The organism is Bradyrhizobium sp. 35, from assembly GCF_023073215.1.
GTDB classification, from domain to species: domain Bacteria; phylum Pseudomonadota; class Alphaproteobacteria; order Rhizobiales; family Xanthobacteraceae; genus Bradyrhizobium; species Bradyrhizobium canariense_D.
Window position 1 is genome coordinate 40864 of record NZ_JADPJC010000068.1, and the last position, 23143, is coordinate 64006.

The 23143-nt window shown below is 64.4% G+C and carries 21 protein-coding genes and 1 pseudogene; 15 read left to right on the top strand and 7 right to left on the bottom strand.

Features of this window, described 5'->3' with window-relative positions; translation table 11 throughout:
* Positions 1-110: 110 nt before the first annotated feature.
* The gene (locus IVB36_RS15135) at positions 111-506 is read right to left on the bottom strand and encodes a response regulator (RefSeq protein ID WP_007596883.1); all 396 of its coding nucleotides are present in this window, start codon (positions 504-506) and stop codon (positions 111-113) included.
* 228 nt (positions 507-734) lie between these two features.
* On the opposite strand from IVB36_RS15135, the gene IVB36_RS15140 reads away from it, so the two are divergent.
* The 7 genes from IVB36_RS15140 (at position 735) to arfB (ending at position 9879) form a co-directional block, all read left to right on the top strand.
* The gene (locus IVB36_RS15140) at positions 735-1706 is read left to right on the top strand and encodes a bifunctional riboflavin kinase/FAD synthetase (protein WP_018453485.1); all 972 of its coding nucleotides are present in this window, start codon (positions 735-737) and stop codon (positions 1704-1706) included.
* Positions 1707-1908: 202 nt separating this feature from the next.
* On the top strand, positions 1909-4917 hold the full coding sequence (gene ileS, locus IVB36_RS15145) for an isoleucine--tRNA ligase (RefSeq protein WP_247392031.1): 3009 nt from the start codon (positions 1909-1911) through the stop codon (positions 4915-4917).
* 156 nt (positions 4918-5073) lie between these two features.
* Positions 5074-5568, top strand: coding sequence for a signal peptidase II (gene lspA / locus IVB36_RS15150; RefSeq protein ID WP_026232539.1), 495 nt, complete (start codon positions 5074-5076; stop codon positions 5566-5568).
* 97 nt (positions 5569-5665) lie between these two features.
* On the top strand, positions 5666-6391 hold the full coding sequence (locus IVB36_RS15155) for a hypothetical protein (RefSeq protein WP_018453482.1): 726 nt from the start codon (positions 5666-5668) through the stop codon (positions 6389-6391).
* Positions 6392-6590: 199 nt separating this feature from the next.
* Complete coding sequence (locus IVB36_RS15160; protein ID WP_018453481.1) at positions 6591-7985, top strand: pitrilysin family protein; 1395 nt, start codon at positions 6591-6593, stop codon at positions 7983-7985.
* Positions 7982-9349 (top strand): pitrilysin family protein, encoded by a 1368-nt coding sequence (locus IVB36_RS15165; RefSeq protein ID WP_247369078.1) that lies wholly within the window; start codon positions 7982-7984, stop codon positions 9347-9349. The genes IVB36_RS15160 and IVB36_RS15165 overlap by 4 nt, the downstream gene beginning before the upstream one ends.
* Positions 9350-9462: 113 nt before the next feature.
* On the top strand, positions 9463-9879 hold the full coding sequence (gene arfB, locus IVB36_RS15170) for an alternative ribosome rescue aminoacyl-tRNA hydrolase ArfB (protein WP_018453479.1): 417 nt from the start codon (positions 9463-9465) through the stop codon (positions 9877-9879).
* A 62-nt stretch (positions 9880-9941) separates the two neighbouring features.
* On the opposite strand, the gene IVB36_RS15175 is transcribed toward arfB, so the two are convergent.
* The gene (locus IVB36_RS15175) at positions 9942-10130 is read right to left on the bottom strand and encodes a hypothetical protein (RefSeq protein WP_240544164.1); all 189 of its coding nucleotides are present in this window, start codon (positions 10128-10130) and stop codon (positions 9942-9944) included.
* Between the two features lie 425 nt (positions 10131-10555).
* On the opposite strand from IVB36_RS15175, the gene IVB36_RS15180 reads away from it, so the two are divergent.
* The 4 genes from IVB36_RS15180 to IVB36_RS15195 are packed head-to-tail and all read left to right on the top strand — an operon-like array spanning position 10556 to position 13523.
* On the top strand, positions 10556-10942 hold the full coding sequence (locus tag IVB36_RS15180) for a c-type cytochrome (protein ID WP_247392032.1): 387 nt from the start codon (positions 10556-10558) through the stop codon (positions 10940-10942).
* Positions 10943-11338 carry a VOC family protein gene (locus tag IVB36_RS15185; protein WP_018453475.1) on the top strand — a complete coding sequence of 132 codons (396 nt, stop codon included), beginning with the start codon at positions 10943-10945 and terminating at the stop codon, positions 11336-11338. It abuts the gene before it with no gap.
* Between the two features lie 38 nt (positions 11339-11376).
* Positions 11377-11925, top strand: coding sequence for a hypothetical protein (locus tag IVB36_RS15190; protein ID WP_018453474.1), 549 nt, complete (start codon positions 11377-11379; stop codon positions 11923-11925).
* Positions 11926-11954: 29 nt separating this feature from the next.
* The gene (locus tag IVB36_RS15195; protein WP_085350087.1) at positions 11955-13523 is read left to right on the top strand and encodes a GMC family oxidoreductase; all 1569 of its coding nucleotides are present in this window, start codon (positions 11955-11957) and stop codon (positions 13521-13523) included.
* Between the two features lie 147 nt (positions 13524-13670).
* Here the strand turns inward: IVB36_RS15195 and IVB36_RS15200 are convergent, their stop codons facing one another.
* A complete protein-coding gene (locus tag IVB36_RS15200) occupies positions 13671-13988 on the bottom strand; it encodes a ribbon-helix-helix domain-containing protein (RefSeq protein WP_018453472.1) in 318 nt (105 codons plus the stop codon).
* Between the two features lie 264 nt (positions 13989-14252).
* Here IVB36_RS15200 and mutL point away from each other — a divergent pair, with 264 nt between their 5' ends.
* Complete coding sequence (mutL, locus tag IVB36_RS15205; RefSeq protein WP_018453471.1) at positions 14253-16064, top strand: DNA mismatch repair endonuclease MutL; 1812 nt, start codon at positions 14253-14255, stop codon at positions 16062-16064.
* Positions 16065-16073: 9 nt separating this feature from the next.
* On the opposite strand, the gene rsmD is transcribed toward mutL, so the two are convergent.
* Both rsmD and IVB36_RS15215 read right to left on the bottom strand, forming a co-directional pair.
* Positions 16074-16628: a 16S rRNA (guanine(966)-N(2))-methyltransferase RsmD gene (gene rsmD / locus IVB36_RS15210; RefSeq protein ID WP_018453470.1), complete on the bottom strand. Its 555-nt coding sequence runs from the start codon at positions 16626-16628 to the stop codon at positions 16074-16076.
* A 2-nt stretch (positions 16629-16630) separates the two neighbouring features.
* Positions 16631-18724, bottom strand: coding sequence for a pseudouridine synthase (locus tag IVB36_RS15215; RefSeq protein ID WP_018453469.1), 2094 nt, complete (start codon positions 18722-18724; stop codon positions 16631-16633).
* A 120-nt stretch (positions 18725-18844) separates the two neighbouring features.
* On the opposite strand from IVB36_RS15215, the gene IVB36_RS15220 reads away from it, so the two are divergent.
* Positions 18845-19303 (top strand): nucleoside deaminase, encoded by a 459-nt coding sequence (locus IVB36_RS15220; RefSeq protein WP_039798664.1) that lies wholly within the window; start codon positions 18845-18847, stop codon positions 19301-19303.
* Here IVB36_RS15220 and IVB36_RS15225 read toward each other — a convergent pair.
* Together IVB36_RS15225 and purD are read right to left on the bottom strand one after the other, a co-directional pair.
* Positions 19300-20205, bottom strand: coding sequence for an alpha/beta hydrolase (locus IVB36_RS15225; protein WP_026232536.1), 906 nt, complete (start codon positions 20203-20205; stop codon positions 19300-19302). The genes IVB36_RS15220 and IVB36_RS15225 overlap by 4 nt on opposite strands.
* 171 nt (positions 20206-20376) lie before the next feature.
* Positions 20377-21660, bottom strand: coding sequence for a phosphoribosylamine--glycine ligase (gene purD / locus IVB36_RS15230; RefSeq protein WP_018453466.1), 1284 nt, complete (start codon positions 21658-21660; stop codon positions 20377-20379).
* 152 nt (positions 21661-21812) lie between these two features.
* On the opposite strand from purD, the gene IVB36_RS15235 reads away from it, so the two are divergent.
* Together IVB36_RS15235 and IVB36_RS15240 are read left to right on the top strand one after the other, a co-directional pair.
* Entirely contained in the window at positions 21813-22442 is a 630-nt protein-coding gene (locus IVB36_RS15235; RefSeq protein ID WP_247392034.1) for a hypothetical protein, read from the top strand.
* Between the two features lie 66 nt (positions 22443-22508).
* A pseudogene (locus tag IVB36_RS15240) lies at positions 22509-23044 on the top strand (transposase).
* Positions 23045-23143: the final 99 nt, after the last annotated feature.

A 23143-nucleotide genomic window follows, 5' to 3' on the forward strand; every position in this document is an offset into this window, starting at 1 on the left:
GTCATTCCCGGTTGATGTGGGGCGTCGATTCCGGAACGACGAACCCGACGCAGAAAGCCCGGGACAATCGCCCGGGCTTTCCGAATTCAACTGATGGCTTCGATCGCGCCTTACGCGCTCGCCATGTCCGGGAAGACCGCCTCGATCTTGGTCTTCAGCGTCGCCGCGTTGAACGGCTTGACGATGTAGTTGTTCACGCCGGCCTTCTTGGCCGCGATCACGTTCTCGGTCTTTGATTCGGCCGTGATCATGATGAAGGGCGTGGTGGCGAGGTTCGGATCCGCGCGCACTTCGCGCAGCAGGTCGTAACCCGTCATCGGCTCCATGTTCCAGTCGGAAATCACGAGCCCGTACTTCTTGCCACGCATCTTGTTCAGCGCTGCCGAACCGTCGCTTGCATCATCGATATTCTCGAAGCCAAGCTGCTTCAGGAGGTTCCTGATGATACGGATCATGGTGCTGTAGTCGTCAACCACCAGAACCGACATCGACAAATCAACCGCCATCTCGACTCCCCCAACGCAAACCCAGGAAATATTACGATCGGACCTGCCGGGCCGGAGCCCCGCGGTTCCACGCCCAAGGACTAGCACCAAGGCGTTAAACAGCGCGTTAACTGGGAACGCCCCCGGTGGACTGAAATCGCACTCGATGCGGCCGCCCCCTCCTGCTTGACTTCATCCGGCCCGTCGCGCCACGGTCCCGGCCGGTCCCGCCGGTTCGAGATTCCCCTGATGGCCCCGCATTTTACCGTTATCCGCGACACCACGCCGGACTCCGCCATTGCAAGGGGTGCCGTGGTCGCCATGGGCAATTTCGACGGCGTTCATCTCGGCCATCGCGCCGTAATCGCTGCGGCGCTGGAAATGGGCCGGCTACATGGCCGCCCTGCGCTGGCATTGACCTTCGAGCCGCATCCGCGCCGGTTTTTCAGCCCCAACACCCCGCAATTCCGCCTGACGGACGAGCGTGCCAAGCTGCGGCTTCTGGCCGGCACCGGACTTGACGGCGCCGTGGTCATGACCTTCGACAAGTCCCGCGCCGGGACCAGCGCGCAAGACTTCATTCACCACGACCTGATCGGGCGCCTGGGCATCGGCGGAATCGCCGTCGGCTACGACTTCCACTTCGGCAAGGGTCGGGTCGGCTCGCCGAGCCTCCTCGTCAACGAGGCGCCCCGGCTCGGCATCGAGGTCGACGTGCAGCCGCATGTCGATATCGACGAGCGGCCGGTCTCGTCCAGCGCGATCCGAATCGCGCTCGCCGAAGGCCAACTCGACGAGGCCACGGCCATGCTCGGCGCGCCCTGGTTTATCACCGGCGAGGTCATCCACGGAGAGAAGCGCGGCCGCGACCTCGGTTATCCCACCGCCAATATCCGCCTTGATGCCAATTGCGGCCTCAAGCACGGCATCTATGCGGTGCGGGTCGGCCGCGGCGCGGAGCGGCTGGATGGGGTCGCAAGCTTCGGCCGCCGCCCGACGTTCGACAATGGTGCGCCGCTGCTGGAAATCTTCCTGTTCGACTTCAAGGGGGATCTCTACGGGCAGACGCTCGACTGCGCCTTTATCGGCTTCATCCGCGAGGAGCTGAAATTCGAGGGCCTGGATGCCCTGATCCGCCAGATGGACAACGATTCCGCCCGCGCCCGCGCCATGCTCGCCGCCGCCCCGGACGCGTTTCCGCGGCTTGGCGTCATCGATTGAGGCCGGAAACCGGCCCGCCGAACCTTTTGCGCTTCCCCCGCCCCCCTGCTATGGAGAGCCCATGTTTGCGCGGCGCATCATAGGGATTAGCGGCCCGGCTTCCGCCTGAGCCTTCGGCTCGGCGCAAGACCGGGATGTCGTCGTTTCACCCGCGATACCGCATCGCCATCCGTTCCCGCGCCCTTCCGAGCCAGTCAGCCTCATGTCCGACAAGCCACAAAAGTCCCAAAAATCCGAAGCCAAAGACTATTCGAAAACCCTGTTCCTGCCGCAGACCGAATTCCCGATGCGGGCCGGCCTGCCGCAGCGCGAGCCGGAGCTGCTGAAATACTGGAACGACATCGGCCTTTACGACAAGCTCCGCCAGGAAGCCCAGGGCCGCGCCAAATTCGTGCTGCATGACGGCCCGCCCTACGCCAATGGCAACATCCATATCGGGCACGCGCTGAACAAGATCCTCAAGGACGTCGTGACCAAGAGCCAGCAGATGCTCGGCTTCGACTCCAACTACGTGCCCGGTTGGGACTGCCACGGCCTGCCGATCGAATGGAAGATCGAGGAAGAGAACTACCGTTCCAAGGGCAAGCAGAAGCCCGACTTCCGCGACTCCGCTGCGATGGTGGCGTTCCGCAAGGAATGCCGCGCCTATGCGACACACTGGATCAACGTGCAGCGCGAGGAATTCAAGCGGCTCGGCATCATCGGCGACTGGGATCATCCCTATCAGACGATGAGCTATCCCGCCGAAGCGCAGATCGCCCGCGAGCTGATGAAGTTCGCCGCCAACGGCACGCTGTATCGCGGCTCCAAGCCGGTGATGTGGAGCGTGGTCGAGAAGACCGCCCTCGCCGAGGCCGAGGTCGAGTACGAGGACTACACATCCGACATGGTATGGGTGAAGTTTCCCGTCACGTCCCCGGCACATGGTGCGCTCGCCAATGCATCGGTCGTGATCTGGACCACCACGCCCTGGACGCTGCCCGGCAATCGCGCGATCTCGTTCTCACCGAAGATCGCCTACGGCCTCTACAAGGTGACGGATGCGGCCGCGGACAATTGGGCGAAGACCGGCGATCTCCTGATCCTGGCCGATGCGCTTGCAGCAGAGGTGTTCAAGCAGGCGCGCGTCACGGCCTATGAGAAGCTGCGCGACATTCCCGGCGATACGCTGGACGCCGTGGAGTGCGCCCATCCCTTGCGCGGCCTCGATGGCGGTTACGCGTTTATCGTGCCGCTGCTCGCCGGCGAGCATGTCACCGACGATACCGGCACCGGTTTCGTGCACACCGCGCCGAGCCACGGCCGCGAGGATTTCGACGTCTGGATGGCCAATACCCGCGAGCTCGATGAGCGCGGCATCTCGACCGCGACCCCCTACACTGTCGACGAGAACGGCGCCTATACCGCGCAGGCCCCCGGCTTCACCGGCAAGCGCGTGCTCAACGACAAGGGCGAGAAGGGCGATGCCAATGAAGCCGTGATCAAGGCGTTGGTCGAGGCCGGCAAGCTGCTCGCGCGCGGCCGCCTCAAGCACCAGTACCCGCATTCCTGGCGATCGAAGAAGCCGGTGATCTTCCGCAACACGCCGCAATGGTTCATCGCGATGGACAAGGACATCAGCGAAGATGGCCACGCCAGGAAGGGCGATACGCTGCGGGCTCGCGCGCTGCATGCTATCTCGGTCACGCAATGGGTGCCGCCGTCAGGTGAGAACCGCATCAACGGCATGATCGCCAACCGTCCGGACTGGGTGATCTCGCGCCAGCGCGCCTGGGGCGTTCCCATCGCCGTTTTCGTGCGCGAGAACAGCGACGGCTCGGCCGAGATCCTGCAGGACGAGATCGTCAACCAGCGCATCACCGAGGCCTTCATGGAGGAAGGCGCCGACGCCTGGTACATGGAAGGCGCCCGCGAGCGCTTCCTTGGATCCCGCGCGAAGGAAGACTGGAAGAAGATCGACGACATCTGCGACGTCTGGTTCGATTCCGGCTCCACACATGCCTTCGTGCTCGAGGATCGCCAGAACATCCCGCAGCTCGGCAACATCGTTCGCAAGGTCGACGGCGGCGACGACACCGTGATGTATCTCGAAGGCAGCGACCAGCATCGCGGCTGGTTTCATTCGTCGCTGCTGGAGAGCGCCGGCACGCGCGGCCGCGCGCCCTACGACATCGTGCTCACCCACGGCTTCACGCTCGACGAGAACGGCCGCAAGATGTCGAAGTCGATCGGCAACACCGTCGAGCCTCAGAAGGTGATCAAGGATTCGGGCGCGGATATCCTGCGCCTCTGGGTCTGCGCCACCGACTATGCCGACGACCAGCGCATCGGCCCGGAGATCCTGAAGAACACCATCGAGACCTATCGCAAGCTGCGCAACACCGTACGCTGGATGCTGGGAACGCTGGATCACTACAAGCCGGCCGACGCAGTCGCGCCCGCCGACATGCCCGAACTCGAACGGCTGATGCTGCACGAGCTCGCGGTCCGTGCTGCCGTCGTCCGCAAAGCCTATCAGGAGTTCGACTACAAGACCGTGGTCGCAACCTTGTCCGCGTTCCTGAACAGTGAGCTCTCCGCGTTCTATTTCGACATCCGCAAGGACACGCTGTATTGCGATCCGCCGTCCTCGCCGACGCGCAAGGCGGCGCTGACCACGATCGACCTGTTGTGCAGCTCGATCCTGAAATGGCTGGCGCCTATCCTCAGCTTCACCGCGGAGGAGGCCTGGCGGATGTACAGGCCCGACGCCGAGCCCTCGGTGCACCTGACGCAGTTTCCCGACGACCTCGAAAGCCTGCGCGACGACAAGCTCGCCGCGAAGTGGGAAGCGATCCGCAATGTCCGCCGCGTCGTCACCGGTGCGCTGGAGCTCGAACGCGCCGCCAAGAACATCGGCTCGTCGCTGGAGGCATCACCGGTCATCTATGTCGCCGACCGCGACATGCTTGCGACGCTGTTCGACACCGATCTCGCCGAGATCTGCATCACCTCGAACTACGAGGTGCGCGAGGGCGAGGTGCCGGCTTCCGCATTCCGTCTCGATGCCGTTCCAGGCGTCGCTGTCGTGGTGGAGAAGGCGGTCGGCACCAAATGCGCCCGTTCCTGGAAGATTTCGCCGACGGTGGGTGAAGACCCCGAATATCCCGACGTCACCCCGCGCGACGCCAAGGCGCTGCGCGAATGGAAGGCGCTGGGGGTCAGCATCTAGGTCTCACCGTCGTCCTGGCGAAAGCCAGGACCCATTCCACGGCCGCCAATTGCGACGAAGGCTGATGACCGCAAGTCTTTCAAACAACGACCGCCTCGGACTATGGGTCCTGGCTTTCGCCAGGACGACGACGGAGCGTGTTGTGGCCGACTGCCCATGACCCCGCTCCGCGCCGGCATCCTCGCGGCCCTGCTCACGCTCGTGGCCGACCAGGCTTCAAAGCTCTGGCTGCTGAACGTGTTCGACCTCGCCCGTCGCGGCGCGGTCGAGGTGACCCCGTTCTTCGACCTGGTGCTGGCCTGGAACATCGGCATCAGCTTCGGCTGGCTCCAGAACGACGGTCAGGCGGCGCAAATGGCGCTGATGGCCGTGAAGGTCGTCGCGGTGGTTGCGCTGGCGATCTGGATGGCCCGCTCGCACACCCTGCTGGCAACCATCGCGCTTGGCCTGATCATTGGCGGCGCCATCGGCAATGGGATCGATCGCCTCGCCTATGGCGCGGTGGTCGATTTCGCCCTGTTTCACATCAATATCGGCGAAAATACCTATAATTGGTACGTGTTCAACCTCGCGGACGTGGCCATCGTTGCTGGCGTGGCGGCGCTATTGTATGATTCCTTCCTGGGGGTACCCGCCGCAAAAGCGCCCTGATCCCGGCCGATACGGACCGGCAGGCGGAACCTTGCTTTTGCGAGGGATTATGCCGCGCGAGAGCGGCAAACTGCCACATTTTGGAACAGGTACAGTGATGCGCAGCTCGAAGACCAGCGGTTCGATGGTTGAAGACCCCCGGCAGGGGTTCTGGCGGGCGTTGAAATTGTCCGCTGTCGCGCTCGGCATCGGTCTCGTCATGTCGGCTGGCGTCGCTCGCGCCGGTGACGACGGCGAGGACGACGACGACATGACCTTCGAAGAGAAGCTCATCGACAATCTGATGTCGGGCATCGGCGCCAAGAGCATGGAGAAGAAGGGTATCGAATACCGCGAGCGGTCGCCGCTGGTGGTGCCGCCCAAGCTCGACCTGCCGCCGCCCGCCGGCGTTGAAGCCAAGAACGCGCCGAACTGGCCGAAGGACCCTGACGAGAGACGCCGCAAGGAGGCCATCGCGCAGCGGAAGAAGGCCGTCAAGGCCACGGAGAGCTGGCAGGCAGGCCGGGCGTTGTCGCCCGCCGAGATGGAGGTCGGCAGGACAGCCGCACCCGAGCGCACGAGCAATGATCCTATTCAGCCGGGCACCAACGGCAATCCGTCGCTCAGCCCGGCCCAGCTCGGTTTCTCCGGCGGTCTGTGGGGCATGATGTCGAACAACAAAGGCGAGGCCAAGCAATTCACGACCGAGCCGCCGCGCCAGTCGCTGGTCGAGCCGCCGCCGGGCTACCAGACACCGTCACCGAGCTATGCCTATGGCGCCGGAGAGGACAAGACCCGGCGGACCTATTTCGACATCATGTCCGGCAAGGACAAGGAACAATAGCGCTCCTGTCCCTTCGCGATATCGCGACAGACGCGGTCCCGCGCCGGCGGCTCGTGCGCGCCGGACGCGGTCTTTAATTGCTGATCAGTAACTTGCGCCCGAGTTGAGTTCTCTGCTTCGTGACGCGAAGCGTTTGCCGCACGGTGTACCATGCCGTGCCTCCGAGCCGGACATCCGGGCTCGGCCTTTCATAAGGATCATGATGTCCTCTTACCGATCGGCTGCCCGCCTCCTTGCCGCGCTGCTTTCGACGAGTGTCCTCACGGCCGGCGCATCCCTTGCGCAGACCACGGTGACATCGGCTCCGCCCGCCAGCTTCACGCTTGGAAACGGCATGCAGGTCGTGGTGATTCCCGACCACCGCACGCCCGTCGTCACGGAAATGATCTGGTACAAGGTCGGCTCGGCGGACGAGACGCCCGGCAAGTCCGGGCTCGCGCACTTCCTCGAGCACCTGATGTTCAAGGGCACATCGAAGCATGCGGTCGGCGAATTCTCCCAGACCGTGCTCCGCGTCGGCGGCAACGAGAACGCCTCGACTTCGGTCGACTACACCAACTACTACCAGCGCGTGCCGCGCGAGCAGTTGCCGACCATGATGGAATTCGAGGCCGACCGCATGACCGGCCTGATCCTCAAGGACGAGAACGTGTTGCCCGAGCGTGACGTCGTGCTCGAAGAATACAACATGCGCGTCGCCAACAATCCGGACGCGCGGCTGAACGAGCAGATCATGGCCGCGCTCTATCTCAACCATCCCTACGGCCGGCCGGTGATCGGCTGGCACCAGGAGATCGAGAAGCTCGATCGCGAGGATGCGCTCGCCTTCTACCGCCGCTTCTATGCGCCGAACAACGCGATCCTGGTGATCGCCGGCGACGTCGAGCCCGCCGACATCCGCCCGCTGGTCGAGCGCAATTTCGGCGCCATCCCGGCGCAGCCCGCGATCCCGGCGCGCCGCGTCCGCCCGCAGGAGCCGGAACCCGCGGCGCCGCGCACCGTGACCCTGGCCGATCCGCGCGTCGAGCAACCCGGCCTGCGACGCTATTACCTAGTGCCCTCGGCGACCACGGCTGCGGCCGGCGAAAGCGCGGCCCTCGACGTGCTGGCGCAGCTGATGGGCAGCGGCAGCAATTCCTATCTCTACCGCGCGCTCGTGGTGGACAAGCCGCTCGCGGTCTCCGCCAGCGCCAGCTATTCGAGCATCTCGCTCGACCCGACCCAGTTCGCGATCTCGGCTTCGCCCAAATCCGGGGTCAGCTTCGCCGAGGTCGAGCAGGTGGTCGACGGCGTCATTGCCGACATCGCGCAGAATCCGATCCGCGCCGAGGATCTCGAGCGGGTCAAGACCCAGCTCATCGCCGAGGCGATCTACGCCCAGGACAACCAGGCGGTGCTGGCGCGCTGGTATGGCGGCGCACTGACCACGGGCCTGTCGATCGAGGACATCCGGAGCTGGCCAGATCGCATCCGCGCCGTCACCGCCGAGCAGGTCCGCACCGTCGCGCAGAAATGGCTCGAGAAGAAGCGCTCGGTGACGGGCTATCTGATCAAAGACACCGCGACCACCAAGCGCGAGGAGAAGCGTTCGTGACCTATCCCTTCCTTCGACGCGTTGCATTCTCCTTTGCCACCGGCGCGGCACTCGCGCTCGCTACCGTCTCGCCGTCACAGGCGGCGGCGAAGATCCAGCATTTGACCTCGCCGGGCGGCATCGAGGCCTGGTTCGTGCAGGATGCGACCGTGCCGCTGATCGCCATGGAATATTCCTTTGCCGGCGGTTCGGCCCAGGATCCCAAGGACAAATCGGGCGTCGCCAATCTGGTCGGCGATCTCCTCGACGAAGGCTCCGGCGATCTCGATTCCAAGACCTTCCATGAGCGGCTCGATCGCCGTGCCATCGAGCTCTCTTTCAGCGCCACCCGCGACACGTTCCGCGGCAGCCTGCGCATGCTGCGCGACAACAAGGACGAGGCCTTCGACCTGCTGCGGAGCGCGCTGACCTCGCCGCATTTCGAAACTGCCGACGTCGAACGCATTCGCTCGCAGGTGATCTCGGGCCTGCGCCGCGAGACAACCAACCCGACCTCGCTCGCGAGCCGCAAATTCCTGGAGGTTGCCTTTGGCGATCATCCCTACAGTCGGCAGTCCAACGGCAACCTCGACAGCGTTCCGACCATTACGGTTGCCGACATGAAGGATTATGTCGGCCGCGTGCTCGCCAAGGACACGCTCAAGATCGCGGTGGTTGGCGACGTGGATCCCGATACGCTCGGCAAGCTGCTCGACCACACATTTGGTAGCCTGCCGGCCAAGGCCAATCTCGTGCCCGTCCCCGACGTCGAGGCCGCCAAGCCGCCGCAACGCGCCTTCGTGACGCTCGACGTGCCCCAGACCGTGATCACCTTCGGCGGTCCCGGGGTGAAGCGCAGCGATCCGAACTTCATGGCGGCCTATGTCGTCAACCACATCCTCGGCGGCGGCGGGTTGTCCTCGCGGCTCTATCGCGAGGTGCGCGAGAAGCGCGGGCTCGCCTATTCGGTGTTCGAATCACTGCTTTGGATGGAGCATTCGGCGGTTTTCATCGGCAATACCGGCACCCGCGCCGACCGTGCCGGCGACACCATCGATGCCATCGACAAGGAGGTGCGCCGGATCGCCGAGGAAGGCCCGACGCAGAAGGAGCTCGACGAGGCCAAATCCTACCTCAAGGGCTCGCAGATGCTGGCGCTCGACACCTCCTCGAAGCTCGCGCAGGCGCTGCTGCAATATCAGCAGGACGAGCTGCCGATCGACTATATCGAGAAGCGCAACGCCGTCGTGGATGCGGTCACCATGGACGACGCCAAGGCGGCCGCAAAGCGCCTCTGGGGCCAGGGCCTCCTGACCGTCGTCGTCGGCCGCGCTCCGCAGGCCGCGGCGCAACCGGCAGCCGCACCGGCGACGAAGTCGAACTGACGTCTTCCATACCCTTCTGAAATGGCCGGGCTCGCCCGGCCATTTGCATTTGGGGGCGCCATTGCCGAACTTGGGCGTCCGGGATATGTCCGGGCATCACGAATGGTGCCACCATGCTGCGGATATCCCGCGATCTTGTCATCGACGAGGACGACATCGAGATCGGCTTTGTCCGCGCCTCCGGCCCGGGCGGGCAGAACGTCAACAAGGTCGCGACCTCGGCGCAATTGCGCTTCGACACCCGGAAGCTGACGCTTCCGGAGGATGCCGCGTTGCGCCTCGCCCGGCTCGCAGGGCAGCGCATGACCAAGGACGGCGTCATCGTGATCCAGGCCCAACGCTTCCGCACCCAGGAGCGCAACCGCCAGGACGCCATCGACCGCCTTACGGAGATGCTCGGCGAAGCCATGATCCGGCCGAAGCCGCGGCGCGCGACAAAGCCGACCTTTGGCTCCAAGCAGCGCCGGCTCGAGGGCAAGAAACACCGCAGCGACATCAAGTCGAAGCGCGGGCGCGGTTTCGACGACTAGCAGAGACTGCAAAAGAACTCCGGCCGCAGGGCGACCGGAGTTCTGCCGTCTCACTCCATTGGCTAGTAGCGCTTGCCCGTGGCTGCACCGCCCGTCGCGGAATCGTCGGCGGTCCCTTTGTGTGCAGCACTGCCCGTGGTGCCAACCGTGCCCCTGGTGCCCTTCGTCGGCTTCATGCCCGTCGTCTCGCCCGCCGCGCCCGGCTGGGCGCTCATCTCCTCGTCGCCGCTGCCCATTGTGCTGCCTTGCATGGGTTTGCTTTGCACGGCGCCGCTAGGCCTCGCGCCAGACGACGTACCTTGCGCGAGAACCGGTGTCACAATGAGAGCCGAGACGGCGCATGCGATTGCGGAGGTCTTCACCAACTTCATCCATTTCTCCTGGATTTTCGCGATGATCGGTTCGGCGGCTTGATGCGCCGTCCGTCTGAGCCGAACCAGTCCATCGCGTTACGAGCTCGAACGGCGCGACCGCAATGCAACCTGTCTCGTGTGGTGATCGTTTAGGGATTTGACGGCGGTTTCGCGGAATTGTCCTCCGCATATACGGCAGCGCGGAACAACGCACCCGCGTGCACCTCCGCACGCAGCGAAACAGCCCGCTACTACCACCGCATGTTTTGCCGCGCCTAGAGTTTGCGCACGCTGAATTGACGTCGACGGGCGGACTTTTGACGATGCGCGCGATCGTGCTGGGATTGTGCACCGCGGTGGTGCTGGTGGTGCGGGTGGCCGAGGCGCAGATGCCCTTGCCGGCTGCAAAGCCGCCGGATGGCGCAACACTGTTCAAGCAGCAATGCGCGGTGTGCCACACCACGAACCTGTCAGAACCGGTGCGGCAGGGTCCGCCGCTGGTCGGGATCGTCGGGCGGCCCGCCGGCAAGGTCGAAGGCTTTCACTATTCAGAGCCCCTCGCAAAAGCAGCCTTCGCCTGGGACGAGACGAAGCTCGACGCATGGCCGACCAATCCGCAAGCCGTGATTCCCGGCGTGGTCATGGTCTACCGGCAGGCGAAGCCGGAGACGCGCGCCGCCATCATCGCCTTTCTTAAGGAGCAGAACTGAGTGGCAAAGCCGGTCCATTCCATGATCCGCGCACTCGACGAGGCGCGCTCGCTCGACTTCTACAGACGGGCCTTTGGCCTGGAAGTCACCGACCGTCTGAAGTTCGCAGACTTTGCCCTGATCTATCTGCGTCACCCCTCCTCACCCTTCGAGTTGGAGCTGACGGTCAATTTCGATCGCAAGGAGTCGTATGCGCTCGGCGACGGCTACGGACATCTCGCCGTGGTGGTCGAGGATCTCGATGCCGAACATGCCCGCTTCGAGCGTGAGAAGCTCGCACCGGGTCCGCTGCGCGACTTCAAGCACGACGGCAAAACGCTGGCGCGCTTCTTCTTCGTCAGCGATCCCGACGGCTACAAGATCGAGGTGATCCAGCGCGGCGGACGTTTCAACTGATCGAACCACAAAATCAAAATCATAAAAGGAGGAATGCCATGAGAGAAGTCGATCGTCGAAGCAGGCACAGCCGCCGCATCTTTCTCAAGGGCGCCGCGGCCGCCGTGCCGGTCGCGGCAGTCGCGACCAGCGTCGCCGTCAGCATCGAGGGCGCCTGGGCCGACGAGGCAAGCGCGCTTTCGCCCGCGACGATGAAGACGCTGCTGAAAGTCGCGCGCGATATCTATCCACACGACGTCCTCGGCGACAGCTACTACATCACCGCGATCAAGCCGTGGGACGGAAAGGCCGCCAAGGACCCCGCCGTCAAGGCGCTAATCAGCGACGGCATCACCAGGCTCGATCAGAACGCGCGTGATCGCCACAAGGCGCCCTATGTCGAAGTGCCCTGGGAAGCCGACCGCGTGGTGCTTTTGAAGGAGATCGAGCAGAGCGACTTCTTCCAGAAGGTGCGCGGCGACCTCGTCGTCTCTCTCTACAACCAGAAAGAGGTCTGGCCGCGGTTCGGCTACGAGGGCTCCTCCGCCGAACACGGCGGCTACATCAACCGCGGCTTCGCCGACATCGACTGGCTGCCGAAGGCTTAAGGCTCACCCAACGGTTCAGGAGAACGCATATGGCAAAATTCGATCTGAACGACTCCAGCGTTGTGGTGATCGTCGGCTCCGGTGCCGGCGGCGGCACGCTGGGTAACGAGCTCGCACAGAAGGGCGTCAAGGTCGTGATTCTCGAAGCAGGTCCCCGCATCGAGAATCAGGACTTCGTCAATGACGAGTGGGAGAGTTTCTCGCAGCTCGCCTGGACCGATGCGCGCACCACATCGGGATCATGGCGCGTCGCAAAAGACTTCTCGGGTCTTCCCGCCTGGATCGTCAAGGCGGTCGGCGGCTCGACCACACACTGGGCTGGCGCGTCGCTGCGGTTCGACGAGCACGAGTTCAAGGTGAAGAGCACCTACGGCAACATTCCCGGCGCCAACCTGCTGGACTGGCCGGTCACGCTCGCGGAGATGGAGCCGTGGTACGCCAAGGCCGAGAACAAGATGGGCGTGACCCGCACCAACGGCATTCCCGGACTTCCCGGCAACAATAACTTCAGAGTGATGGAGGCCGGCGCAAAGAAGCTCGGCTACAAGACGGTGCACACCGGCAACATGGCGATCAACAGCCAGCCGCGCGACGGACGCGGCGCCTGTCAGCAGATCGGCTTCTGCTTCCAGGGCTGCAAGTCCGGCGCGAAATGGTCGACGCTCTACACCGAGATACCCAAGGGCGAGGCGACCGGCAATCTCGAGGTTCGCCCCGCCAGCATGGCGGTCAAGATCGAGCACGATGCCGCCGGCAAAGTCACCGGCGTGGTTTACGCCGACGAGAGCGGTGCAATGCAGCGCCAGAAGGCACGCATCGTTGCGGTCGCCGGCAATTCGATTGAAAGCCCACGGCTGCTGTTGAACAGCGCATCCACGATGTTCCCCGACGGCCTCGGCAACTCAAGCGGTCAGGTCGGCCGCAATTACATGCGCCACATGACCGGTAGCGTCTATGCCGTGTTCGAGAAGTCGGTGCACATGTATCGCGGCACCACCATGGCCGGCATCATCCGCGACGAGGCCGCCAACAATCCGAAGCGCGGCTTCGTCGGCGGCTACGAGATGGAGACGCTGTCGCTCGGACTGCCCTTCATGGCGGCGTTCCTCAACCCCGGCGCCTGGGGACGTCCGTTCACCGCCGCGCTCGACGGTTATCCCAGGATGGCCGGGATGTGGCTGGTCGGCGAGGACATGGCGCAGGAAACCAACCGCATCACGCTCGATCCTGTCGTGAAGGACAAGTTCGGCCAGCCGGTCGCAAGCGTGCACTTCGACGATCATCCCAACGATCTCGCGATGCGCGCGCACGCCTACAAGCAGGGCGCTGCGGTCTACGACGCCGTCGGCGCCACCGTGAGCTATCCGACACCGCCCTATCCGAGCACGCACAATCTCGGCACCAACCGGATGAGCGAGAAGCCCAGGGATGGTGTGGTCAACAAGTTCGGGCAAAGCCACGACGTCAAGAACCTGTTCGTCTCCGACGGCAGCCAGTTCACCAGCGGCGCAGCCTGCAATCCGACGCTGACCATCGTCTCGCTGGCGATCCGGCAGGCGGATTACATTGCGGGTGCGATGCAGAAGAAGGAAATTTGATCCAATCTCGTTCGTCGTCCTGGCGAAAGCCAGGACCCATTGCCCCGGGAAGGAGTTCGGCGAAGGCTTGTTGTTCGGGACTCATACCGCCCATCGCTGATGGATTCCGCGGTATGGGTCCTGGCCTTCGCCAGGACGACATCAGGGCTATTCCGCTGCATCGAGGATGGGCGCAACCGTCGTCTTGAACGCCTGCACCGGCGCTGCCGTCTTGGAGCGGTAGATCAGGCAGGAGCAGCGCAGCAACGAAGCGAAATTGTTGACCTCGCCGTGATGGTCGAGCACCTCGGTGTAGAGCGTCGTCAGGAACTTGCCGACGCTCATGTTCTCCTTGGCCGCGATCTCCTCCAGCGTGTCCCAGAATGCCATTTCCAGCCGGATCGAGGTGCAATGCCCACCGATCCGCAACGAGCGGGTCTGGGATTCGTAGTCGCCTTGGGGCTGATGCGCGAAGAGATGGCACATGGCGTCCTCCCGTCCTGTTGCCATTTTTTCGCGATGCTACACCGCAGCCCGGTACCCCACAATCGGGACGGCAGCCGGAGATCGATCCATCCCGGTTGCGCGATTTTCTCGAACGTCCAATCCCATCAATGCGATAGATAGCCCTTTTCCCCAGCCCGCCACGTTCCTGTTGCCCAACACATGCTTTTGACGCAACACGGCCTAGAATGGCGTTCTCCGCGAATCCAGATCGAAGCCCAAGATCAAAGCCGAAAATCGAGTTTCATGCCCGTCCGCCAATTACCCGAACAGGTCGTCAACCGCATCGCCGCCGGCGAAGTGGTCGAGCGTCCCGCGAGCGTGGTCAAGGAACTGGTCGAGAACGCCATCGACGCCGGCGCGAGCCGGATCGACGTCTTTACCGATGGCGGCGGACGCCGGCGGATCGGCATCACCGACGACGGCGGCGGCATGACCGCCAGGGACCTGTCGCTGGCGGTCGAGCGTCACGCCACCTCCAAGCTCGACGACGAGGACTTGCTGCAGATCCGCACGCTCGGATTCCGCGGCGAGGCGCTGCCCTCGATCGGCTCCGTGGCGCGGCTTGCCATCACCACGCGGCATGCCAGCGAGCCGCACGCCTGGGCGCTCAATGTCGAGGGCGGCGAGAAATCCGAGATCATGCCGGCGGCGCTGGCCCACGGCACGCGGGTCGAGGTCAACGACCTCTTCTACGCGACGCCGGCGCGGCTGAAGTTCTTGAAGACCGACCGGACCGAGGCGGAAGCGATCCGTGAGGTGGTGCGGCGCCTCGCGATGGCGCGACCCGAAATCGCTTTCACGCTCGCGGGCGAAGAGCGCGCGCCGGTGACCTGGGCTGCGGCGCTGCCCGGCGTCGCCGGTCGCCTGACCCGTCTCGGCGACATCCTGGGGGCGGAGTTCCGCAGCCATGCCATCGGGGTCCATGCCGAGCGCGAGGGCGTGGTGGTCGCCGGCTATGCCGCAGCGCCGGCGCTGACCAAAGCCAACGCGCTCGGGCAATATCTCTTCGTCAACGGCCGCCCGGTGCGCGACAAGCTGATCCTAGGGGCAGTCCGCGGGGCCTATGCCGACTATCTGCCGCGCGACCGCCATCCGGTGCTGGCGCTGTTTGTCACGCTCGATCCGCGCGAGGTCGACGCCAACGTGCATCCGGCCAAGACCGAGGTGCGGTTTCGCAACGCCGGCCTGGTCCGCGCGCTGATCGTGCACGGATTGAAGGACGGGCTTGCGCGGGAGGGCCGGCGCACCGCCGCCAACAGCGGCGAAAGCGCGCTGTCCTCGTTCCGCCCCGCATTCACGCCGCGCCCGGCAAGCTGGGACTGGCGCCAGTCGCCATCCGCCCCGGTCGCGCCGATGCCGTCATTCGACGGTGCCGCCGTGCCGGCCTTCGCCGAGCGCGCACAGGCCGCGTTCGATGTCGGCGCACCCAGCGCGGACGTGCGGATCGAATCCCAGCCAGTCAGTGACCTGGTCGACCGCCCGCTCGGCGCTGCGCGCACCCAGATCCACGAGACCTATATCGTCTCGCAGACCCGCGACGGCCTGATCATCGTCGACCAGCACGCCGCGCATGAACGCATCGTCTATGAACGGCTGAAGGCCTCGCTGGCGGCCAACGGCGTGCAGCGGCAGATCCTGCTGATCCCCGAGATCGTCGAGATGGACGAGGCCACGGTGGAGCGCCTGCTCGAGCGCAGCGAGGAGCTGGCGTCGTTCGGCCTTGCGATCGAATCCTTCGGCCCCGGCGCGGTTGCGGTGCGCGAGACGCCGTCGCTGCTCGGCAAGACCAACGCCGGCGGCCTGTTGCGCGATCTTTCCGAGCACATGGCCGAGTGGGACGAGGCGCTGCCTCTGGAGCGCCGCCTGATGCACGTCGCCGCCACCATGGCCTGCCACGGCTCGGTGCGCGCCGGCCGCAGGCTGCGACCGGAGGAGATGAATGCCCTGCTCCGCGAGATGGAGGACACCCCGAACTCCGGCCAGTGCAATCACGGCCGGCCGACCTATGTCGAGCTGAAGCTGTCGGATGTCGAGAAGCTGTTCGGGCGACGGTAACGTTCGAAATTACGGCCGCTTCAAAAACACGAACTCCGTGTCGTCATAAGCGCGCCGCTCCAATTCCTCGAAGCCTTCCGGCGTGACGAACTGCGCAGCCTTCGCCTCTTCCACCACGAGCAGCGCGCCCGGCGTGAGCCAGCCCCCGTCGCGCAAGCTCGCAAGCGCCTTCTCCGCAAACCCTTTGCCATAGGGCGGATCGAGGAACACCAGCGAGAACGGCTCGACCGGATGCGCAGGCCCGAGATCGGTGGCATCACGGCGATAGACTTTTGTCACGCCACCCAGGCCCAGCGTCTCGACATTATTCCGCAGCAGGGCGCGCGCTTCCGCGCCGTTGTCGACGAACAGCGTGAACTTCGCGCCGCGTGAAGACGCTTCGATTCCCAGCGCACCGGTGCCGGCGAAGAGATCGAGCACGCGCGCATCCGCAATCGGATCGTCATAGGCGTGCACGAGGATGTTGAACACGGACTCACGCAGGCGGTCCGCCGTGGGGCGGATGTCGCGCGAGGACGGTGAGGCCAGATTGCGCCCCTTCAATCGACCGCCGACGACGCGCAACGTCAGTCCTCCTTCGGCGCCAGATCGCGCTTGCCGTGATAGCCGCGCTTGGGACGGCGCGGCGGGCCGTAGCCGCTCGCCTCAGCCTCGTTGCGCTCGCGCGCTTCCTCGCTGCCGGTGCGTTGCACCAGCACGCGGCGGCCCTTGCGGTCGTTGATCACGCCGCGCTTGGTCGCCGGCTTCTTCTCGCGCGGCACGTCGTCGCCCTCATGCGAGGCAGATTTCTGCGGCACGTCGAACTGCGCACCCGATTTCTCGATGATCTTTTCGCCGAGCTGGTCGCGCAGCACGCGGGACTTGATCTCGTCGACCTGGCCCTCGGGGACCTCGCCGAGCTGGAACGGGCCGTAGGAGACCCGGATCAGCCGGTTCACCTCGAGCCCGAGATGAGCGCAGACGTTGCGCACTTCGCGGTTCTTGCCCTCGCGGATCGCGAAAACCAGCCAGACATTCGCGCCCTGGTCACGCTCCAGCGTGGCGTCGATCGGACCGTATTTGATGCCCTCGATCTCGATGCCGTTCTTCAGCTCGTCGAGCTGCGCCTGCGTGACGTCGCCATGGGCGCGGACACGGTAGCGGCGCAGCCAGCCGGTGTCCGGCAGCTCGAGCGTGCGCGCGAGCCCGCCATCATTGGTGAGCAGCAGCAGGCCCTCGGTGTTGAAGTCGAGCCGGCCGACGCTGATCAGCCGCGGCAGACCTTCGGGCAGATTGTCGAACACGGTCGGACGGCCCTCGGGATCGTCATGCGTCGTCATGAGGCCGCGGGGCTTGTGATAGAGGAACAGCCGCGTGCGCTCGCGCTCCGGCAACGGCTTGCCGTCGACAGTGACGACATCGTTCGAGGTGATGTCGAGCGCCGGCGAATTGATGACACGGCCGTTGACGCTGACGCGGCCCTGCGTGACCATCTCCTCGGCATCGCGGCGCGAGGCGAGGCCCGCGCGCGACAGCACCTTGGCGATACGCTCGCCGGCCTTCTTCGGCTTGGTCTCTTCCTCGCGGCGCGGCCGCCGCTCGGAATCACGATCGCGCTCGCGATAGGCGCCGCGACCGCCGAAGGCCGGACGCTTCTCGAAGATCCTGCTCTCGTCCTCGTTTTCGCGGCGTGGACGATCGCCGGAACGCGCTTCGCTGCGGGGATGCTCGTGCCAGTCGGAACGGCCCTCGGAACGCTCGCGCGGACGATCGAATTTCGGGCGATCGCCGCCGCGATCGAACCTCGGACGATCATCGCGAGGACGATCGAATTTGGGGCGCTCGCGGAACGGACGATCACCCGATGGACGATCGTCGCGCTTCTGCCAGGGCTTGTCCCCACCGCGGTCGCTGCCGCCAAAATCCTTGCGCGGACCCTTGCTGAAGTCCTTGCGCGGCGGCCGGTCGCCGCGAGGCGCCGCATCGCGCTTCTGCCAGGGTTTTGAATCGCTGCGCTCGCTGCGATTGCGGTCCGGTGCGCCGCGCGAAAACTTCCGCTCGCCGTCGAACTTGCGTTCCGGACGGTCGCCACGCGGCGCATAAGGTCGCTTGTCGCCAAACTTCGCGTCACCGGTTCGGCCGGCCGGACGGGAATCGTCGCGATCCCTGCGCGGCGGACGGTCATCACGCCCATAGGACGGGCGATCACCGCGCGGCTTGAACGGCCGCTTGTCGCCATCGCGCGAGGGGCGATCAGAAAATGGGCGGTCACCACGGGGCTTGAACGGGCGCTTCTCGCCGTCGCGCGACGGACGATCGGAAAACGGACGGTCTTCACGCGGCTTGAAGGGACGATCGCCACGCGGCTTGAAGCTGCGCTCGCCACGATCCTCGCCGCGCGGCCGGTCTTCACGCGGCCGGTCTTGGCGATTGAACTTCGGGCGGTCGCTGAAGTCGCGGCGCGGGGCATCGCCCTCCTCGCGGCGGCGGAATGATGGACGGCTGTCGCGGTCGCCGCGGGGCGGGCGGGCGTCGCCTTTGTCCCCGGGAGGGCCGCGCTTGGCGAACTTCTTGTCGGGCCCGCGTGGTTTGCCGGACCGGCCCTTGGCCGGGCCTCCCTTGGCCGGGCCGCGATCACGCCGGCCGCGGGAATCGTTGTCTTTGTCGCTGTCGCGAGGCATGAATAATCTCACTCAGGGGATGGCCAGAAAGCATTGTGCGCGCTCGTCTCGAGCCGCATGCTCAGGCAAATTCGGTCAAGCACTTCTGCTGAAGGCGCAGCTACTAGCAGGTTTCTCGCGATGATACGAGGCTTGAAAGCCCCCTCTTTCATGGATTTGGCGCTCAAAACGGCCGAAAACGCCGGAAAGGCGGGCGAAGTTCCGATCGGATGTGTCGTGGTCCGCAATTACGAGGTCATCGCCACCGCGGCGAACCGGACGTTAACCGATTACGACCCCACGGCCCATGCCGAGATCGTTGCGCTGCGCGAGGCGGCCAAAAAGATCGGCAGCGAGCGTCTGGTCGACTGCGACCTCTACGTGACGCTGGAGCCGTGCACCATGTGTGCGGGCGCGATCTCGTTTGCAAGGGTGAGGCGCCTGTATTACGGCGCCGCCGACCCCAAGGGCGGCGCGGTTGAATCAGGTGTGCGGTTCTTCACCTCGCCGACCTGCCATCACGTCCCGGATGTCTATTCCGGGGTCGGCGAAAGCGAGTCGGCGCGGATGCTGAAGGACTTCTTTCGCGAGCGGCGCTAAGGCGCGGCAAAGAACTCGCGCAGCGCCTTCGCGGTGACGCCGGGATTTTCCTCGGTGAGGAAGTGGCCGGAATCCACCGGCATGCCGTCCACGTTGGTCGCCCATTGCTTCCAGATGTCGAGCGGGGTGGCGGCGGCTTGCGCCACGCCGGCATTGCCCCACAGCGCCAGCATCGGAATGGTGATCTTCTTGCCGGCCTCGAAATCGGCCTTGTCGAGATCGTAGTCGAAATAGGCGCCGGCGCGATAATCCTCGCACATCGCGTGGACGCGGGCGGGATCGCGGAACGGGGCGATGTAGTGTTCGAGCGCGCGCTTGTCGATCGCATCGAGCGTCTTCGATTTGGTCTGGCTCGCCATCTTGAAGCGCAGGAAGAACTCGCCATTGCTCGCGACCAGCGTCTCCGGCAGCGGATAGGGCTGCGCCAGAAAAGTCCAGTGATAGATCTTCAGCGCATAGGCGCGGTTCATCCGCTCCCAGTAATTGTAGGTCGGCAGGATATCGAGCACCGCAAGCTTCGACAGCCGGCCGGGATGATCGAGCGCCAGCCGATACGAGACGCGGCCGCCGCGATCATGGCCGGCGAGCGCGAAGTGCACGTGGCCGAGGCGCTCCATCGCCTCGACCATGGCCTTGGCCATCGCGCGCTTGCTGTAGGGCATGTGCAGCGCGTCGCTCTCGGGCATGTCGGACCAGCCATAGCCGGGCAGATCGGCGATGATCAGCGTGAACCGGTCGGCCAGCTGCGGCGCCACGCGGTGCCACATCACGTTGGTCTCGGAGAAGCCGTGCAGCAGCAACAGCGGCGGTCCCTTGCCGCCGACGCGGGCGAAGATGCGGCCGAAGGAGGTGTTGATCCATTCGGAGGCGAAGCCGGGATAGAGGTCGGCGAGATCGGACATCTTCTGCATCCTTATCTGTCAGCGTGGGATCTGCTCGGTCTTGAGAATGCCCCAAAACAAAAAAGTCGAAAAACAACCCCATGCACAGTAGCTAAGTCCAACAGCCGCCTACACAAATTCGGAGTGCCGACGGGCACGGCGGAAATTGCGCGCGCGTGCGAAAAAAGCGTGTCAGCCCTTGGACTTCTCGGCGTCCACGGCCTGCCAGCCGATGTCGCGGCGGCAGAAGCCTTCCGGCCAATTGATGCGGTCGACGGCCTGGTAGGCGCGCACCTGCGCTTCCGTCACGGTCTTGCCGAGCGCGCAGACATTGAGGACGCGGCCGCCATTGGCGAGGATGGCGCCGTCCTTCTCGACCGTGCCGGCGTGGAAGATCTCGGCGGTCTCGACCTTGGCGGCGTCATCGAGCCCCTCGATCCGCGTGCCTTTCTGGTAATCGCCGGGATATCCCTTTGCCGCCATCACCACCGTGAGCGCGGCCTCCGGATGCCAGCGCAGGTCAAAGTTCTTCAGCTGCCCGTCGCAGGCGGCGAGGAAGGCCGGCACGATGTCCGACATCATCCTGAGCATCAGCACCTGGCACTCGGGATCGCCGAAGCGGACGTTGAACTCGAACAGTTTTGGCCCTTGCGTCGTCAGCATGATCCCGGCGTAGAGAATGCCGCGAAACGGCGTGCCGCGCTGCTTCATGCCTGATACCGTCGGCAGAATGATCTTGGCCATGATCGCGTCATGGATCGCCGGCGTGACCAGCGGCGTCGGCGAATAGGCGCCCATGCCGCCGGTGTTCGGGCCGACGTCATGGTCGAACACGCGCTTGTGGTCCTGCGCGGAGGCCAGCGGAATGGCGGTCTCGCCGTCGCACAGCGCGAAGAAGCTGATCTCGCGGCCCGGCAAGAACTCCTCGATCACGACCTCGGCGCCGGCCTCGCCAAAGGTGCCGTCGAACATCATGGCGATGGCGTCCTCCGCCTCGCGCACCGACTTGGCGACGACGACGCCCTTGCCGGCGGCAAGACCGTCGGCCTTGACCACGATCGGCGCGCCCTGGCTCTGGACGTAGGCACGCGCATCGGCGGCGTTGGTGAATCGCTTGTAGGCGCCGGTCGGAATGCCGAACTCGGTGCACAGCGCCTTGGTGAAGCCCTTCGAGCTTTCGAGCTGGGCGGGGATCCTGTCCGGCCCGAACGCCTTGATGCCGGCGGCGGTGAGGTCATCGACGATACCGGCCGCCAGCGGCGTCTCCGGGCCGACCACCACGAGCTCGACCGCATTCGTCTTGCAGAAGTCGATCACGGCGGCATGGTCGGCGACATCGAGCGCCACGCATTCCGCCTCGCGCGCGATCCCGGCATTGCCCGGCGCGCACCAGAATTTGGTCACCAGGGGAGAGGCCGCGATCTTCCACGCCAGGGCATGTTCGCGACCGCCGGAACCAAGCAGGAGAATGTGCATCGAGGGCTCAGAAATGAGGGATTTGCTGGGGGCGGAGGTCGCACGAATCGGGGCCGGGCTCAAGGGGGCGGCGCCCGAACTCCCCGTCATTCCAGCGCTCGCCGCTGAGGCGCGAGCCCGAATTCATCGGGACCATACGCAGACGACCAGCGATGGGATTGACCGGCTCTCCTGCTCTCAAGCTCAACTTGCTTACCCAAATCCTTCAAGATGGCCATCTCGTAGATGACGCGTCCCTTGTCGAAATCGCCAGTGCCATTGTGGCGGCACGTTTGCCGGACAATAGTTGGGTACGTGGACACATCAAACAAACGCTAAGTGGTCTCGGTTCTTCGTCTATATGGAGCTTGTATGCCCAAATCTGGCTTGCTTCGAAGTACTCATCGAACGATGAACTCATGGCAATAATTGACACGAAGGCCTCCATGTGGGGAAGCAACGAGCATCTCACTCGATTAGTCGCAGGAATGTTTTCCAGATTTGTTGGCTCTTTGCTTCAATCAAAGTTTGAGGCAATACTTCGCAAGGCAGGGGGCTTTGCTACCTCAAGTGTAACGCAGCTTCACCGCGAGCTTGCTAATACCGTTGCTGGCTTCACAGCCATCAGAAAGTTCATCGTTGCTCACAACACTTCACTTCCAAATCGCATTTCGCACGCAAAGTTTTTGATGCTCCTCTCGCTCCTTCGGAACGCGGGCATTGCGCCGGTGGCAGTAACCCAGTTGAAAACCATCCACGCAGTCGCTCTAACGGACCCATTTTACGCTCACCTTGTACCGTAAGCAGCCCGTAGGATGGGTTGAGCCCTTGCGAAACCCATCGCACTTGTTTCGTGGTAACGTCCCGTCATGACCGCGTACCGCCGCAACTTTCTTCCGGGTGGGTGCTTCTTCTTCACGGTCAACCTGGCGGAGCGGAAGCTAGCGTTGCTGACGGATCATATCGGGTTGTTGCGCACGGCGTTTCGTGAAACGCACCGACGCCATCCATTCACGATCGATGCCATCGTGGTGCTGCCTGATCACCTTCACACGGTGTGGACGTTGCCAGAAGGTGGTGCCGATTTTGCAATGCGCTGGCAGTTGATCAAATCCACCTTTTCGCGCGGCTTGGCGCGCAACGAGAGGATATCCCCAAGCCGCGCGGCCAAAGGTGAACGGGGCATCTGGCAAGCAGATATTGGGAGCATACCATTCGCGACGAAGCTGATTTCGCGCGGCATGTAGACTATGTTCATATCAATCCGGTCAAGCACGGGCTCGTCGACAGAGTCCGTGACTGGGCGCCCTCCTCGTTTCATCGCCACATAAAATTCGGCAATTACCCGGCCGATTGGGCCGGCGATCAGTCGGATGACGGCCGCGATTTCGGAGAACGGGGATAGTGCGGATTCCGATTTATTTCGGCCGGGTATTCCGACTTGAAGCCGGCCATCGTTCCGATTTGAAGCCGGCCACCATTCCGAAATGAAACCGGCCGGCAT

Bases quoted from the DNA above. Each gene is read 5' to 3' on its own strand.
- IVB36_RS15135 (WP_007596883.1), bottom strand. From the start codon at position 506: ATGGCGGTTGATTTGTCGATGTCGGTTCTGGTGGTTGACGACTACAGC.
- IVB36_RS15140 (WP_018453485.1), top strand. From the start codon at position 735: ATGGCCCCGCATTTTACCGTTATCCGCGACACCACGCCGGACTCCGCC.
- ileS (WP_247392031.1), top strand. From the start codon at position 1,909: ATGTCCGACAAGCCACAAAAGTCCCAAAAATCCGAAGCCAAAGACTAT.
- lspA (WP_026232539.1), top strand. From the start codon at position 5,074: ATGACCCCGCTCCGCGCCGGCATCCTCGCGGCCCTGCTCACGCTCGTG.
- IVB36_RS15155 (WP_018453482.1), top strand. From the start codon at position 5,666: ATGCGCAGCTCGAAGACCAGCGGTTCGATGGTTGAAGACCCCCGGCAG.
- IVB36_RS15160 (WP_018453481.1), top strand. From the start codon at position 6,591: ATGATGTCCTCTTACCGATCGGCTGCCCGCCTCCTTGCCGCGCTGCTT.
- arfB (WP_018453479.1), top strand. From the start codon at position 9,463: ATGCTGCGGATATCCCGCGATCTTGTCATCGACGAGGACGACATCGAG.
- IVB36_RS15175 (WP_240544164.1), bottom strand. From the start codon at position 10,130: ATGCAAGGCAGCACAATGGGCAGCGGCGACGAGGAGATGAGCGCCCAG.
- IVB36_RS15180 (WP_247392032.1), top strand. From the start codon at position 10,556: ATGCGCGCGATCGTGCTGGGATTGTGCACCGCGGTGGTGCTGGTGGTG.
- IVB36_RS15190 (WP_018453474.1), top strand. From the start codon at position 11,377: ATGAGAGAAGTCGATCGTCGAAGCAGGCACAGCCGCCGCATCTTTCTC.
- IVB36_RS15195 (WP_085350087.1), top strand. From the start codon at position 11,955: ATGGCAAAATTCGATCTGAACGACTCCAGCGTTGTGGTGATCGTCGGC.
- IVB36_RS15200 (WP_018453472.1), bottom strand. From the start codon at position 13,988: ATGTGCCATCTCTTCGCGCATCAGCCCCAAGGCGACTACGAATCCCAG.
- mutL (WP_018453471.1), top strand. From the start codon at position 14,253: ATGCCCGTCCGCCAATTACCCGAACAGGTCGTCAACCGCATCGCCGCC.
- IVB36_RS15215 (WP_018453469.1), bottom strand. From the start codon at position 18,724: ATGCCTCGCGACAGCGACAAAGACAACGATTCCCGCGGCCGGCGTGAT.
- IVB36_RS15220 (WP_039798664.1), top strand. From the start codon at position 18,845: ATGATACGAGGCTTGAAAGCCCCCTCTTTCATGGATTTGGCGCTCAAA.
- IVB36_RS15225 (WP_026232536.1), bottom strand. From the start codon at position 20,205: ATGTCCGATCTCGCCGACCTCTATCCCGGCTTCGCCTCCGAATGGATC.
- purD (WP_018453466.1), bottom strand. From the start codon at position 21,660: ATGCACATTCTCCTGCTTGGTTCCGGCGGTCGCGAACATGCCCTGGCG.
- IVB36_RS15235 (WP_247392034.1), top strand. From the start codon at position 21,813: ATGGGATTGACCGGCTCTCCTGCTCTCAAGCTCAACTTGCTTACCCAA.